The 13,752-nt window shown below is 62.8% G+C and carries 14 protein-coding genes and 1 tRNA gene; 4 read left to right on the forward strand and 11 right to left on the reverse strand.

Annotation, left to right across the window (positions count from 1 at the left end; genetic code table 11):
* Window positions 1-53: 53 nt before the first annotated feature.
* On the forward strand, window positions 54-236 hold the full coding sequence (locus tag QMK17_RS20510) for a hypothetical protein (RefSeq protein WP_283511141.1): 183 nt from the start codon (window positions 54-56) through the stop codon (window positions 234-236).
* Between the two features lie 18 nt (window positions 237-254).
* Here the strand turns inward: QMK17_RS20510 and QMK17_RS20515 are convergent, their stop codons facing one another.
* The 3 genes from QMK17_RS20515 to QMK17_RS20525 form a co-directional block, all read right to left on the reverse strand.
* Window positions 255-719: a MerR family transcriptional regulator gene (locus QMK17_RS20515; protein ID WP_283511142.1), complete on the reverse strand. Its 465-nt coding sequence runs from the start codon at window positions 717-719 to the stop codon at window positions 255-257.
* A gap of 27 nt (window positions 720-746) precedes the next feature.
* A complete protein-coding gene (locus QMK17_RS20520; protein WP_283511143.1) occupies window positions 747-1,607 on the reverse strand; it encodes an SDR family NAD(P)-dependent oxidoreductase in 861 nt (286 codons plus the stop codon).
* Window positions 1,608-1,680: 73 nt separating this feature from the next.
* Complete coding sequence (locus tag QMK17_RS20525) at window positions 1,681-2,280, reverse strand: TetR/AcrR family transcriptional regulator (RefSeq protein WP_283511144.1); 600 nt, start codon at window positions 2,278-2,280, stop codon at window positions 1,681-1,683.
* 50 nt (window positions 2,281-2,330) lie between these two features.
* On the opposite strand from QMK17_RS20525, the gene QMK17_RS20530 reads away from it, so the two are divergent.
* On the forward strand, window positions 2,331-2,798 hold the full coding sequence (locus QMK17_RS20530; protein WP_283511145.1) for a group II truncated hemoglobin: 468 nt from the start codon (window positions 2,331-2,333) through the stop codon (window positions 2,796-2,798).
* A gap of 77 nt (window positions 2,799-2,875) precedes the next feature.
* On the opposite strand, the gene QMK17_RS20535 is transcribed toward QMK17_RS20530, so the two are convergent.
* Window positions 2,876-2,949 (reverse strand) — tRNA-Cys (locus tag QMK17_RS20535).
* Window positions 2,950-3,113: 164 nt separating this feature from the next.
* Between QMK17_RS20535 and QMK17_RS20540 the strand changes: the two genes are divergently transcribed.
* Window positions 3,114-3,647 carry a MarR family winged helix-turn-helix transcriptional regulator gene (locus tag QMK17_RS20540; RefSeq protein ID WP_283511146.1) on the forward strand — a complete coding sequence of 178 codons (534 nt, stop codon included), beginning with the start codon at window positions 3,114-3,116 and terminating at the stop codon, window positions 3,645-3,647.
* A 74-nt stretch (window positions 3,648-3,721) separates the two neighbouring features.
* Window positions 3,722-4,549 (forward strand): hypothetical protein, encoded by an 828-nt coding sequence (locus tag QMK17_RS20545; RefSeq protein ID WP_283511147.1) that lies wholly within the window; start codon window positions 3,722-3,724, stop codon window positions 4,547-4,549.
* A 23-nt stretch (window positions 4,550-4,572) separates the two neighbouring features.
* Here the strand turns inward: QMK17_RS20545 and QMK17_RS20550 are convergent, their stop codons facing one another.
* The 7 genes from QMK17_RS20550 to QMK17_RS20580 form a co-directional block, all read right to left on the reverse strand.
* A complete protein-coding gene (locus QMK17_RS20550; RefSeq protein ID WP_283511148.1) occupies window positions 4,573-5,349 on the reverse strand; it encodes an enoyl-CoA hydratase in 777 nt (258 codons plus the stop codon).
* Window positions 5,346-6,254, reverse strand: a complete 909-nt coding sequence (mmsB, locus tag QMK17_RS20555; RefSeq protein ID WP_283511149.1) for a 3-hydroxyisobutyrate dehydrogenase — start codon at window positions 6,252-6,254, stop codon at window positions 5,346-5,348. Before mmsB ends, QMK17_RS20550 begins: the two co-directional genes overlap by 4 nt.
* Window positions 6,247-7,311, reverse strand: a complete 1,065-nt coding sequence (locus QMK17_RS20560) for an enoyl-CoA hydratase/isomerase family protein (RefSeq protein ID WP_283511150.1) — start codon at window positions 7,309-7,311, stop codon at window positions 6,247-6,249. Before QMK17_RS20560 ends, mmsB begins: the two co-directional genes overlap by 8 nt.
* Window positions 7,308-8,447 (reverse strand): isobutyryl-CoA dehydrogenase, encoded by a 1,140-nt coding sequence (locus QMK17_RS20565; RefSeq protein WP_283511151.1) that lies wholly within the window; start codon window positions 8,445-8,447, stop codon window positions 7,308-7,310. Before QMK17_RS20565 ends, QMK17_RS20560 begins: the two co-directional genes overlap by 4 nt.
* A gap of 3 nt (window positions 8,448-8,450) precedes the next feature.
* Complete coding sequence (locus tag QMK17_RS20570; RefSeq protein WP_283511152.1) at window positions 8,451-9,956, reverse strand: CoA-acylating methylmalonate-semialdehyde dehydrogenase; 1,506 nt, start codon at window positions 9,954-9,956, stop codon at window positions 8,451-8,453.
* 135 nt (window positions 9,957-10,091) lie between these two features.
* A complete protein-coding gene (locus QMK17_RS20575) occupies window positions 10,092-10,844 on the reverse strand; it encodes an SWIM zinc finger family protein (RefSeq protein WP_283511153.1) in 753 nt (250 codons plus the stop codon).
* Entirely contained in the window at window positions 10,844-13,660 is a 2,817-nt protein-coding gene (locus QMK17_RS20580; protein ID WP_283511154.1) for a DEAD/DEAH box helicase, read from the reverse strand. Before QMK17_RS20580 ends, QMK17_RS20575 begins: the two co-directional genes overlap by 1 nt.
* Window positions 13,661-13,752 lie beyond the last annotated feature (92 nt).

Raw genomic sequence — 13,752 nt, forward strand, 5'->3', positions numbered from 1 at the left:
TTTTTCAGCAGGATGCGAGCGGAGTCCACAGGTACGAAGCCGAACATCGAGACATGGCAACTAACCAGCTGTGGGACGCCGACGACGCCGTCCTCGCCGAGGCAGAACTACCGACCGACACCGAGGCGATGGCCTGGTTGGTCTCGGCCGCAACACAGAATCGGCAGTCGCTCGCCGGAAAGCGGGGGAGCAATGCCGCGGATCAGCGCGGGGGCGTCCCCGACCTTCTGCGGTGAACATCATCGACCTGCCTGTCACGGACCAGTCGCTCCTCCGTACGTCGCGATTTTGTATTCCGTCGCGACCAACGACAGCTGTAACTCGCGGATGCGCCGCCTGACGGTGTCGCGGTGCTCGATCAGCAGATCGAGTCGTTCCGGCACCGTCTCCTCACCGCGGTCGACCAATTCGACATAGTGCTGCAAATCGCGCATCGGCATGCCGGACAACCGCATTCGGGTGAGAAAAACAAGCCTACGCACCGCCGCGGCGTCGTACAGACGGTGATCGTTTCTATCGCGATTCACCTCGATCAAGCCACACCTCTCGTAGTAGCGGAGGGTATGTGGCGAAACATCTAGTAGTTCGGCGACCTCAGAAATTCCGAGGGGCTCAGTCACCTCACCTGGATTCAACAGGCCATGAACAACTTCCGTTGCCGACACATTCACGTCGGTCAGCGCTGCCAGTGCTTTGTCCATCAGGTCAATGGTCGCCATCACGTAACGGTAAACCTCTCGGTCGATCTAGACAGGACGAACGGACTCGGGGAGGCCGGGAAAGTCCGCACCGGCAGATAGTTCGGCGTAACGGTCGAGCTCGTCCAGACTGCGTCGGTACGCGTGACGAAGCCGTCTTACGGCTTCGCGCCCCAACGGAATTCGGAGCGGTGCGGACTCGGCATCGACCAGACTGCGAATGATCTCGGCGGCACGTACCGGATCGCCCTCCTGCTTCCCATCGGCCGCGAGCATGTCCGCTCGAATCGCACCAAGCATGTCTGCGTATGCCTCGCTCGGATCCGCAAGTTCGAGCACGTCAGCGGCATTGAACCCTGTCCGGAATCGACTCGGTTCAACGATGAGCACACGAATACCGAATGGCGTGACCTCACCCGCCAACGCCTCCGACCAACCCTCCAACGCGAACTTTCCGGCCGAGTACGACCCGGCGCCGGGGAACGAGATACGTCCGCCCTGGCTGCTGATTTGCACGATCGTCCCCCACCCTCGCTCACGCATGTCCGGCAACACCGCTCGGGTCAGAGCCGCGGGGCCCAACAGGTGCTGGTCGAGCATGTTTCGCAGGCGAGCATCGTCGATTTCTTCTGCAGCACCGATCTGTCCGACGCCTCCGTTGTTGACGAGCACATCCACGGGACCGAACCGCCCGACAGCCGCTTCGACGAGGTTCACCGCAGCAGACGCCTCGCGAACGTCGAACTGCACCGGCAGTATCGAGTCGGGGTTGGCCTCCACCAGGTCGTCGATGCGTTCCGGTCGGCGCATCGCGGCAACGACGGTGTCCCCCGCCGCCAGTGCTGCCTCGGCCAACGCCCTGCCCAGTCCCGATGATGCGCCAGTGATGATCCAGTTGTTTCGGTTCATGACGACGAAGCTACGACTTCGAGCGCGCTCGAACGCAAGCACGCGATCGAACTGGTGTTACCAACCGCGGAGATCAGTTCTGAGGGGCCGAAGACCCGAGAGTTCCACCCGCCGCCCGCCAGACGAGTGCGGCCGTCCGCTGCGGCCAGTGCCTGGGAATTGGATCTCCAGCGAGGGCGCGACCGTAGAAGGAGCCAGTCACCATCGGGACGACGATCTCGAGATCCGCGTCCAACGGAATGCAGCCGGCCCGCTGAGCACGTTCGAATATCGCTCGAATGCGTTGCCTCCGTGGGGCGACGACGTTTGCCCGGTAGCGGTCGCGCACGTCGGCAGCGGTGCCCTCCTGCAACATCGTCCCGACCAGAGCCATTCGGCCAGGTCTGGAAACGCCCGATTCGAAGGTAATGAGTTCGCGGACCAGAGCGTCGAAAGGTTCTTCGTTGTGGAGTTCGGCCGGTGTCACTTCGGTGACAGTGTTGACCGCCGCTTCTGCGAGCGCGGCCTTGGACGGCCAGCGTCGGTAGATGCTTTGCCGAGTGGTTCCGGCGTCGGCTGCCACGCGGTGCACGGACATGGCGTCGTATCCGGATTCGGCGAGGTAGCGGGCTGCGACGGCGAGGACACGGTCGTCGATCGTGGTGTCGCGAGCGCGGCCGGTCTTGTTCACCATAGTCCGCAACTTACCTTGCCAATACAATACAGTTGTGTATTGTATTGATAATGGCGATACCGACGCTCTACAGCTGGGCCGGTGGGGACGATGCGTTTCGTCGGTTGCTCGACGCGTTCTACGACCGTCTCGAACGCGACTCACTACTGTCACCGATGTTCCCCGGGGGCGTCACCGAAGAACACCGCGCACACGTCACTCTCTGGTGGATCGAGGTGTTCGGCGGACCCGACCGTTACACCACGACTCTCGGCGGGTACCGCCGAATGCTCGCGCACCACACCGACCTGGGCATCACTGCAGCGCAGCGACGCCGGTTCGTCGAGCTGATGTCCGTCGCGGCCGACGATGCCGAACTACCCGAGGACCCTGAATTCCGGTCGGCACTCCTCGCATACACCGAATGGGGAACGCGTCTTGCATTCTCCAACTCTCAGCCACACGCCGAGGTGGCGAAGGACGCCCCTGTTCCCCGCTGGGGCTGGGGAGTCGCGCCGCCCTGGAATCCACAAAACTAGCGGCTGGGACATTCGCGACCATTCCCGGACGCCTGGCAAGCGAATCGAGGCCGGCCATTTCTGGCCGGCCTCGATGATGGAGCGAGCGACGGGATTCGAACCCGTGTAAACGGCTTTGCAGGCCGGTGCCTAGCCACTCAGCCACACCCGCATCGGAGACAAATATGCCGTGACAAGCGGATTGACACCAGGATTTCGCTCAGCGTGATTCGAATGCGGCTGCCCCCGGTGAGCGTTTGATGACACGGGAGGGTCATCAAACGCGCACGGGCGGCGCAGCCGCACCACACCGCACCTCATGGGAGGATGGATGACATGTCTGCATCGTCACCGCTTCCACTCGACCCCATTGCAGAGGCCCATCGCCAGTGGACCAAGCACGGTTGGGGCGACGTCGCCGACGGAATGGCCGCTGTCACTTCGCTGATGCGCGCCCAGCAGATCATGCTCGCCCGGGTGGAGGAAGTTCTCAAACCCACCGGGTTGACGTTCTCGCGCTACGAACTGCTGACGCTGCTGACCTTCACGAAGAACGGCGCAATCCCGATGGCCAAGGCGAGCGCGCGCCTACAAGTGCACCCCACCAGCGTCACCAACGCTGTCGATCGCCTCGAAGCCGCCGGTTACGTCCGGCGTACTCCGCATCCGAGCGATCGACGAACCACGCTGGTGGAAATCACCGATACCGGCAGAACACTGGCTGTCGATGCCACCGAAAAGCTGAACGATCAGGTGTTCAGCAAGCCCGGTCTGGCGAAGGATCGACTGACATCACTCGTTCGCATCCTGACCGAACTGAGGCGCACTGCCGGTGATTTCGAGGACACAGGCACAACGCCGGCTTGGTGAGTGACGCCTTGCGGCAGATCCGTGATGGAATGTCACTGAACGTGGCGGGGGCCGCGCCCAGGTTGGAGTAAAGAGTGTTGGTAGTGGGAGTCGGTGCGGGTGCACATGGTGCGCGTGCAATTCTGACCTACGTGGACAGTCCACATCGTGCGCCTGTTGCTTCTCGAACGATTCGGCGCAACCCCGGCCAAACATTGGCATCCACCATCTCCGACGGTGTCGCGGCCCTACATTCGGTGGCATCGAGACTGTCCGTGCCCGTGCACTATTCGGCCATCGCCTACAGGCTCGCCGAGGATGCCGACGCCATCAGCGCTCACCGTCACTCCACCGCGTCACACCTCGTGCCTGAAACCGCTGCCCAGCTTCGGTACCTTCGATTCACCGGGACCGTCCCCGCGCACGGTTCGACGGTGCTGTGCGACCTGGGAAGTACCGGAATGACGGTATCGGTGGTAGATCTCGCCACTGGAGCGACCGTCGCATCGAGGCGAACGGCCACTTTCTGCGGAGATGACCTGGATCACCTGGTCAGGCGCCACCTTGCAACCAACGGAGTACGTCTCGACGTAGATTCGTCCCGATCCATCAAGGAACGCCTGAGCGAGGACGGGGTCGTCAACGCGCACGACGGCAACAGCGAGAATCACGTTTTCACCCGCGGGGATTTCGACAGCATCATCGCCGGCCCGGTGCGCTACGCAACGATGGTGGTGGAGCAGACCATCGAGCTCTCGAGCGCCAAACCCGCGTCGGTCGTGTTGCTGGGCGGCGGCGCGAACGTCTCATCCATCGGTTCTGCTTTCGAACGACGGCTCCGCCTGAAAACTCTCGTACCTCAGAAACCCGAACTTGTCTCCGCCCGAGGGGCAGCCCTACTGTCGGTGGATCAGCAGGGCTGACCGTCTCGGCACAAAATTACACGTCAGCGATTGACGAACGTCGCCTTGCGCTTTTCGATGAAGGCTGCCATGCCTTCCTTCTGGTCCTCGGTGGCGAACGCAGAGTGGAACAATCGCCGCTCGAACCGAACTCCCTCCGCCAGCGAGGATTCGAAGGATCGATTCACGGCATCTTTCGCCATCATCGCGATCGGCAGCGACATCTCGGCGATAGTCGTCGCAGTGGCAATTGCATCGTCGAGCAGATCCGCAACAGGAACGATTCGCGACACCAGCCCTGCCCGCTCCGCTTCTTCGACCTTCATGTTGCGTCCGGTGAGAACCATCTCCATGGCTTTCGCCTTGCCGACCGCGCGAGTCAACCGTTGCGAGCCGCCGATTCCGGGAATGACACCGAGCTTGATCTCGGGCTGACCGAACACCGCTGTGTCCGAGGCGATCAGCACATCACACAGCATGGCAAGTTCACAGCCGCCGCCCAGCGCGTACCCGGACACCGCTGCGATGATCGGTGTTCGTGCTGCGGTGAGCCGGTCCCAGGCAGTGAAGAAATCCTCACGGTAGACGTCCATGTAGGACTTCGGCTGCATCTCCTTGATATCAGCACCGGCAGCAAAGGCCTTCTCCGAACCGGTGATCAGGATCGCGCCGATACCCTCGTCGGCGTCGAGATCCTCGACAACAGCAACGACCTCGCGCATCAACTCGGAGTTCAACGCATTGAGAGCTTTCGGACGGTTGAGCGTGATGATCCCGACGCGTCCGCGACGCTCGAGCAGAATCGTCTGGTAGTCGCTCATTCGGCAGATCCCGTCGAACGCTCGCGGATGTCGTTGATGATGCCGGAGAAGTCGACGTCCGTGCCGCCGCCAGAGGTCTCCTTGAATCTCGAGTAGATCTCGGCTGCCTGCAAACCGAGGGCTCCCTCGACACCGTTGTCACGCAATGCATTAGCGGCAAGACCGAGGTCCTTGTCCATCAGTGCAGCCGCGAACCCTGGCTTGTAGTCGTTGTTTGCAGGACTCGTCGGGACCGGTCCTGGCACCGGGCAGTTGGTGGACAAAGCCCAACACTGGCCAGACGCCGTCGAAGCCACGTCGAACAGAGCCTGATTGCTCAACCCCAGCTTCTCACCGAGAACGAATGCCTCGCTGATGGCGATCATCGACACACCGAGAATCATGTTGTTGCAGATCTTCGCGGCCTGGCCGTTGCCCGCCGGTCCACAGTGGACGACCTTGCGGCCGAGGACGGCCAACATTGCTGCAGCGGAGTCGAAGTCCTCTTCCGATCCACCGACCATGAACGTCAGCGTTCCTGCGGCCGCTCCCCCAACGCCGCCGGACACCGGAGCATCGAGACTGCGATGACCGGCGTCGTGGACCTTCTTGTGGGCGGCGTGGGCATCGGCGACATCGATGGTCGACGAATCGATGAACAAGGTGCCGGCAGCTGCGACCGGCAGGAGCTCGTCGTACAACCCGAGGACAAGGCGTCCGTTGGGGAGCATCGTGACAACGATGTCCGCGTTGTTCACTGCCGCAACAGCCGAGTCGACGACGGTGACGCCGTCCGCCTCGGCCTGCGTCAGGGCGGCGGGTACGAGGTCGAAACCTTGAACGGTGTAACCAGCCTTGACGAGATTCGCGGCCATCGGGCCGCCCATGTGTCCGAGACCGATGAAACCGATTGTTTTCTCACTCATCGCTGTTGGCCTCCAAGCCCTTCTGCAATCCAAGTTCCGAACTTCCGAGTGGTGCAAAGTATCGGTCGACGTCCGCCTGCGTCACGGCGCTCAGGGTCGGCGGGTTCCATTGCGGGTTTCGATCCTTTTCCACCACCTGCGCACGGATCCCTTCGACGAGGTCGTGCGATTCGAGCGACGCAAGCGAAACGCGGTATTCCTCGTCCAGCACCTGCTCCAGCGTCGACGCCGCGGCAGCCGAACGCAGCGAGCGAAGCGTCACCTTCAGCGACACCGGGGACTTCGATTCGATGTCCGCTGCCGCCTTCGCCGCTTCGGGAATTGCGCTGCTGCGCAGGCCTTCCACTATCTCCTCGACGGTCTCGGCTTTGTAGTACCGATCGATCCATTCCCGAGATGCGTCGAGCGCCGACTCGGGAGCCTCCTCGGTGAACTCGGCGAGAGCGTCCGACAGCGACCCCGATTCGAGAGCCGTGTAGAACTTCTCCAGGTTCGCAGACGGCATGTAGTGATCGGCGAACCCGGCAGCGATCGCGTCGGCCCCGTTCATTCGCAACGTCGTGAGGCCGAGGTGCGTGCCGAGCTCGCCGGGTGCACGCGAGAGTAAATACGTGCCTCCGACGTCGGGGATGAACCCGATCCCGACCTCGGGCATCGCGATCTTCGATCGTTCGGTCGCGATACGAACGTTGGCATGTGCGGACAGACCCACGCCGCCGCCCATCACCACTCCGTCCATGATCGCGACGTACGGCTTCGGGAAGCGCGCGATGGCCGCGTTCAGGGTGTACTCCTCGCGCCAGAAGTCCTTCGATCCACCGCCGCCCTCTTTGGCGTCGTGATAGATCGAGACGATGTCGCCGCCCGCACATAGACCGCGCTCGCCCGCTCCGGTGAGGAGGACCAGTTCGATGTCGTCATCGGCTGCCCACGCCTCGAGCTGCGGCGCGATCTGCTTGACCATGTCGTGATTGAGGGCGTTGATCGCTTTCGGCCGATTGAGAGTGATACGGCCGATCCCATTCTTCGCCTCTAACAAAACTTCTGGCTCACTCATGCTGCTCCCACAATCGAGCGGGCCACGACGACCCGCATGATCTCGTTGGTTCCCTCGAGAATCTGGTGGACACGGAGATCGCGGACGATCTTCTCCACACCGTACTCCGCGAGATACCCGTAACCGCCGAGCAACTGCAGTGCGTCGTTCGCGACCTGGAAGCCGGTGTCGGTGCCGAATCTCTTTGCCATCGCGCACAGTTCGACTTTGTCCGATGCATTCTCCTGCAAGGCGTCCGCAGCACGCCAGAGCATCGTTCGCGCAACTTCGAGTTCGGTCTTCATATCCGCCAACCGGAACTGCAACGCCTGCGAATCCAACAACCGACTTCCGAACGCCTTACGGTCCCGCAAGTAGGCAACAGCCTTGTCGAGTGCACTCTGGGCTCCGCCGATGGAACAGGCAGCGATATTGAGCCTGCCGCCGTTGAGGCCGTTCATCGCAATCCGGAAACCATCGCCCTCGTTGCCGAGGATGTTCGCCGCCGGAACACGAACATCTTCGAAGACGACTTGGCGGGTGGGCTGAGCGTTCCAGCCCATCTTTTTCTCGTTCGCACCGAACGACAGACCGGCGGTCTCCTTCGGCACGATGATCGCAGAAATTCCTTTGGGCCCGGCCTCACCGGTTCTGGCCATCACGACGTACACATCGGATGTCCCTGCACCGGAGATGAATTGCTTGACACCGTTGAGCACGTACTCGTCGCCGTCGCGCACAGCTTTGGTGCGAAGTGCCGCAGCATCGGAACCCGCACCCGGCTCGGTGAGGCAATAACTGCCGAGCTGGTCCATCGAACAGAGGCCGGGCACCCACTGCTTGCGCTGGTCGACATTGCCGTAGGTGTCGATCATCCACGTCACCATGTTGTGGATCGAGATGTATGCCGCGATGGACGGATCCCCCGTCGCCAACTGCTCGAAAATCCGGACGGCATCGATACGCGTCAGTCCAGATCCCCCGACGTCCTCGCCGATGTAGATGCCTCCCATGCCGAGTCCGGCTGCTTTGCGCAGCACGTCGACCGGAAAGTGCTTGTTCTGATCCCATTCGATGGCATTGGGCGCGAGAAACTCGTCGGCGAAATCTCGCGCCGTCTCGTTGATCGCCCGCTCGTCCTCGGTCAATTGGAACATGGGTCAGTCCATGTTCGGGATGACGAAATGATTTGCGGCCGCTTCCTTGGTTCCCGACGGCCACCGCTGCGTGACGGTCTTGGTCTTGGTGTAGAAGCGCACCGAGTCCGGGCCGTGCTGGTTGAGATCACCGAAGCCGGAACGCTTCCAGCCGCCGAAGGTGTGGTACGCGATCGGGACCGGGATCGGCACGTTGACGCCGACCATGCCGACCTGAACGCGCGAGCAGAAGTCACGGGCGGTGTCACCGTCGCGAGTGAAGATGGAGACACCGTTGCCGTATTCGTGCTCGGTCGGAAGACGCAGAGCATCCTCGTAGTCCTTGGCACGCACGACGATCAGAACAGGTCCGAAGATCTCTTCCTTGTAGATGCGCATGTCGGAGGTGACCTTGTCGAACAGGGTGGCGCCTGCGAAGAAACCGTTCTCATGTCCTTCGAGGCTGAAGCCTCGGCCGTCGACGACGAGTTCGGCGCCTTCGTCGACGCCGATCTGGGTGTAGTCGTTGACTCGCTTGAGAGCATCGCTGCCAACGAGTGGTCCGAAGTCCGCCTCGTCGTCGTCGGAGCGACCGATCTTGAGCGTGGCAATGCGATCTTTGAGCTTGGCGACGAGCGCATCGGCCGTCTCCTCACCCACCGGCACGGCAACCGAGATGGCCATGCAGCGCTCGCCGGCCGAGCCGTACGCGGCACCGAGGAGGGCGTCGGCGACCTGGTCGAGGTCGGCGTCGGGCATGACGAGCGCGTGGTTCTTGGCACCGCCGAAGCACTGGGCGCGCTTGCCGTTCTTGGCCGCGGTCTCGTAGATGTACTGAGCGATCGGGGTGGAGCCGACGAAACCGATCGCCTTGACACGATCGTCATTGAGCAGCACGTCGACAGCGTTCTTCCCGCCGTTGACGACGTTGAAGACGCCGGGCGGCAGACCTGCTTCGAGGAACAGCTCCGCCAGGGCGAGCGGCACCGACGGGTCCCGCTCGGACGGCTTGAGGATGAATGCGTTTCCGCAGGCGATCGCCGGACCGGCCTTCCACAGTGGGATCATCGCGGGGAAGTTGAACGGCGTGATGCCTGCGACGACGCCGAGAGGCTGGCGCATCGAGTAGACGTCGATTCCGCCCCCGGCGCCTTCGGTGTACTCACCCTTGAGCAGATGCGGGATGCCGACTGCGAACTCGACTACCTCCAGGCCACGTTGAATGTCGCCCTTTGCGTCGGCGAAGGTCTTGCCGTGCTCGCTCGAGAGCAGCCGCGCAAGCTTGTCCATGTCGCGATTGATCAGCTGCAGGAACTTCATCAAGATGCGGGCGCGGCGCTGCGGATTCCAGCTCGCCCACTCGCGCTGCGCCTGCTCGGCGTCCGCGATGACGGCCTCGACCTCGGCGTCACTGGCGAGAGGCACCTTGGCCTGGACCTCACCGGTGTTCGGATCGAAAACGTCGCCGAAGTTGCCGGACTCTCCGGGGACGTGCTTGCCGCCGATGAAGTGGGTCAGTTCGCGAGTCATGGTTCGTCCTAACGATGCGAGAATATTAAGTGTGCCCATCCTATAGTCGGACATCCATGTATGTCTAGGAGGCCGACGGCATGTGCGTGAAAATACGTCGCCTGGGACGTATTTCCGCACACATGCGCGGAGCGCTCACAAGCGATCGTACAACCGCGCCAGATCGGCGACGGCCTGCTTGACTTCGGACTCCTCGGCGCCGGTCGCCCGCAGCGCACGCCGGAGAATCATCGGGTCCAGATCGTCGATCGCCCGCGAGAAGTCCGGCCTCGGCAGGGCTGGGAATGCCGCTCGATCGCCGAACCAATCGCCCGCATCGAACTCGACCTCCGACTCGCCGACGCCCTCGATCAGCTGGTCGAGATCGACACCCCGCAGCGTCAGAATTGTCGTGGCCGAGGCGTCGACATGCTCGGACGCGATGTACATCAGCGCTGCGGCGTGCTTGCACGGCCACCCGTCGTCGGGGCAGCTGCAGTCGAAGTCCAACTGCCCCTTGTGATGCGGCAGCAACGTCGGCGCGAGCGCCTGCGGGATAGAGTTCGACGCGAGTTCGGCCAGCATTCCCGGGTTCGATCGCACCCGTGCCATCAGGGCTTCGACCTCGCCCTGCGTCAGCGGCTCGACCGTGACGGACGCCGAGAAGGGTTCGAGCTGACTCCCCTGGACCTGGCCGTAGATCTGACCGCGCTCGACGCCCAGGTTCAACACCTGGCCCTGCCGCGCATACGTCCGTCCGCGGGCGATCCGGCCGGGGTCGGCCAAGTCTTCCATCGCCGTGACGAAGTGGCGGCCCCACCACGTCTCCCCGAACGCGCCGCGCTTGTTGCGAGCCTCGATGCCGCCCTTGGCTTGTCGACGCTTGCCGTACTGACTGAAGTCGGCCATCACTCCCCCACCGCGTCCTCGCTGAGACGAAAGAGCTCGTGCAGTTCAGCGGTGTCCATCTCCGTCACCCAGTTCTCACCGGTGCCCACCGCGAGATCGGCGAGATCCTGCTTGGAACCGAGCATCCCGTCGATGCGTTCCTCGACGGTGCCGACGCACAACAGTTTTCGCACTTGAACGTTCTTGCGCTGACCGATACGGAAGGCGCGGTCTGTTGCCTGGTTCTCCACAGCAGGATTCCACCAGCGATCCAGATGTACGACGTGGTTGGCCGCAGTCAGGTTCAGGCCGGTGCCACCGGCTTTGAGGGAGAGCAACATGATCGGCGCGCCGTGCTCGCCCTGGAACGCCTCGACCATTGCGTCTCGCTTGGACTTGCTGACACCGCCGTGCAGGAACGGCACCTGGGTGCCGAACCGCTCGGCAAAGTACGGTGCCACGATCTCCCCGAACTCACGAAACTGCGTGAACAGCAACACTTTCTCGTTGTCACCCAGTACCGAGTCGAGAATGTCTTCGACGAGTCCGATTTTCCCCGACCGGTGCTGACCCCGCTTGAGCACGGGCGAACCGTCGGACAGAAAGTGTGCGGGATGGTTGCACACCTGCTTGAGCCGGGTCAGCGCCGAGAGCACAGCACCCTTGCGTTTCATACCCTTCGCATCGGCGATCTGCGCCATCATCTCGTCGACCACTGCCTTGTACAGCGCGGCTTGTTCGGCGGTGAGGTTCGAGCGCACGGTCATCTCGTTCTTCTCGGGCAGATCCGAGATGACCGTCGGGTCGGTCTTGACGCGTCGCAGGATGAACGGCGACGTGATTGCTCGTAGGCGAGACACCGCGCCCTCGTCCTTCTCGCGCTCGATCGGTACCGAGAACCTCTTCCGGAAGTCCGACGGACGACCGAGCATGCCGGGATTCGCGAAATCGAGAATCGAACGGAGCTCGTCGAGTCGATTCTCGACGGGCGTTCCCGTCAGTGCGAGCTTGTGATCGGCCGGGATGGCCAGCGCGGCCCTGGCCTGCACGGTGCCCGAGTTCTTGATGTGCTGCGCCTCGTCGAGAACCACTCGGCGCCAGTTCTGTTCGGCAAGCTGTGCGCGGTCCTTCGCCATCAACGCGTAGGTGGTGACGACAAGGTCGTGCTCGGCGATGGCCTTGTCGAGGTCGTCGTCCTTCAGTCGCGCCGGCCCATGGTGCACCATCACCCGAAGTGCCGGGGTGAACTTCGCGGCCTCGCGCTGCCAGTTTCCGACCACCGACATCGGTGCAACGAGCAACGTCGGCGTCGGGCTCTGCTCGTGCGCCAACAATGCGAGAACCTGAAGTGTCTTTCCGAGTCCCATGTCATCGGCCAGCACGGCACCGAGTCCGAGCCTGCTCATGAACGCCAGCCACTCGAGTCCCCGTTGCTGATACGGCCGCAGTGTCGCGTGCACGCCGTCAGGCAGAGGAATCGGCTCGGGCTTGGCATTGGGCTCGAGCAACGTCGCCGCCCAGCCCGACGCGGTGATCTCCTCGATCGGTGCGGGCGGTGGCTCGGCGAGCGTCAACTCGCGCATCAACTTCGACAGCGGGGTGCCGTCCCCGTGATGCTCGGCGACGTACCGGGCTGCGCGCGCCAGTTGGTTGCCGTCGGCGAAGACCCATTGGCCCCGAAGTTTGACGAGATCGCCCTTCGACACCGCGAGCTTGTTCATCTCGGCCTCGGTCAGCACCATGTCGCCCAATTGGAGTTGCCAGTCGTAGGACACCAGCTCGTCCATGCCGACGGAACGATTCTCGGCAGCCTTTGTGACGCCGGGCGAATCCACGCGCAGCCGCATCGACGGATCCAACCTGGTCCACGCACGCGGCAGCAGAACAGTAGTTCCCGACGCCTGCAGCGCGGTAGCTCCGTGCTCGACGAGGTCGATCACCACCGACGTCGGAAGTAACAGATCGAGGCTGTCCGGCAGCGATGGTAGATCGCGCAGTCGCGGATATGCAGCCACGGCCTCACCGAGCTTGCGGACCGCGGTACTGAGCAGGGTGGCGTCTACCCGTCGATTCATCGGAACCGGAACCGGCGCTTCACCATCCGAACGCAGGCACACTTGAAGGGTCCAATACGACTCCTCGCCGAAGTCTTCACCTTCCGATTCGTCGTCCGGTTCGATGAGCCGCAGCACCAACGAGGGTTCATCCACGGAGAGACTGCCGCGCCACTTGTCCAGCAGCGCCGAAATCTGTTGCGTACCCTCCAGATAGGGCTCGTCCTCGATGAGCGCCGCCAACATCGGATGCTCCGAATCCGGTTTACCCAGAATCGATCTCACGATTGGATCGGTGAGCTCCGAGAGTATGTGCTCTAGCAGTTTCTTCGGCCTGTCCACCTGACGCTGCACCGACGGCATCGTCACCGCGAGTTCGCTGAGCCACGCACGTTGACGTTCTCCGCCGACAAGGTTCCACCGAGGCCACCACTGTCCGTCAGTCAATATCAATGCAGGTACTACTCGTCCGGCCCGCGCCCACCGCTCGATCCCCTGCGCGACAACTCCGAGGTATCGGAGGTCTCCGGCTATCCCGTCGTGCGACGCCGGTGTTCGGAGCAGCAGTTCCGCAGCCTCGGGCGGCGCCAACCCGACGGCGGGGATCTGGACAGTTTTCGGTTCCGCGCCACCGACAGGAGGAAAGCAGACAGATGCCCGGCGGCGGAAGGTACGGGTCAGTGCTCGGGCATGGACTGCGGGGAGATCAGGTTCTTCGCCGGTAGTGGTCTCGTCGTCCCACAGCATCAGGCCCGCGTCGAGGGACCAGAGACCGTGCAGCATCGCTCTATCCAATCACGCGGAACGTGGTGTCCCTGTTGTGGCCGCTGTAGACGGGATCCGGTTCGTCGGGACGAATAATGGGACGCCACGCC

The organism is Rhodococcus sp. G-MC3 (assembly GCF_030063335.1).
GTDB lineage: Bacteria > Actinomycetota > Actinomycetes > Mycobacteriales > Mycobacteriaceae > Rhodococcoides.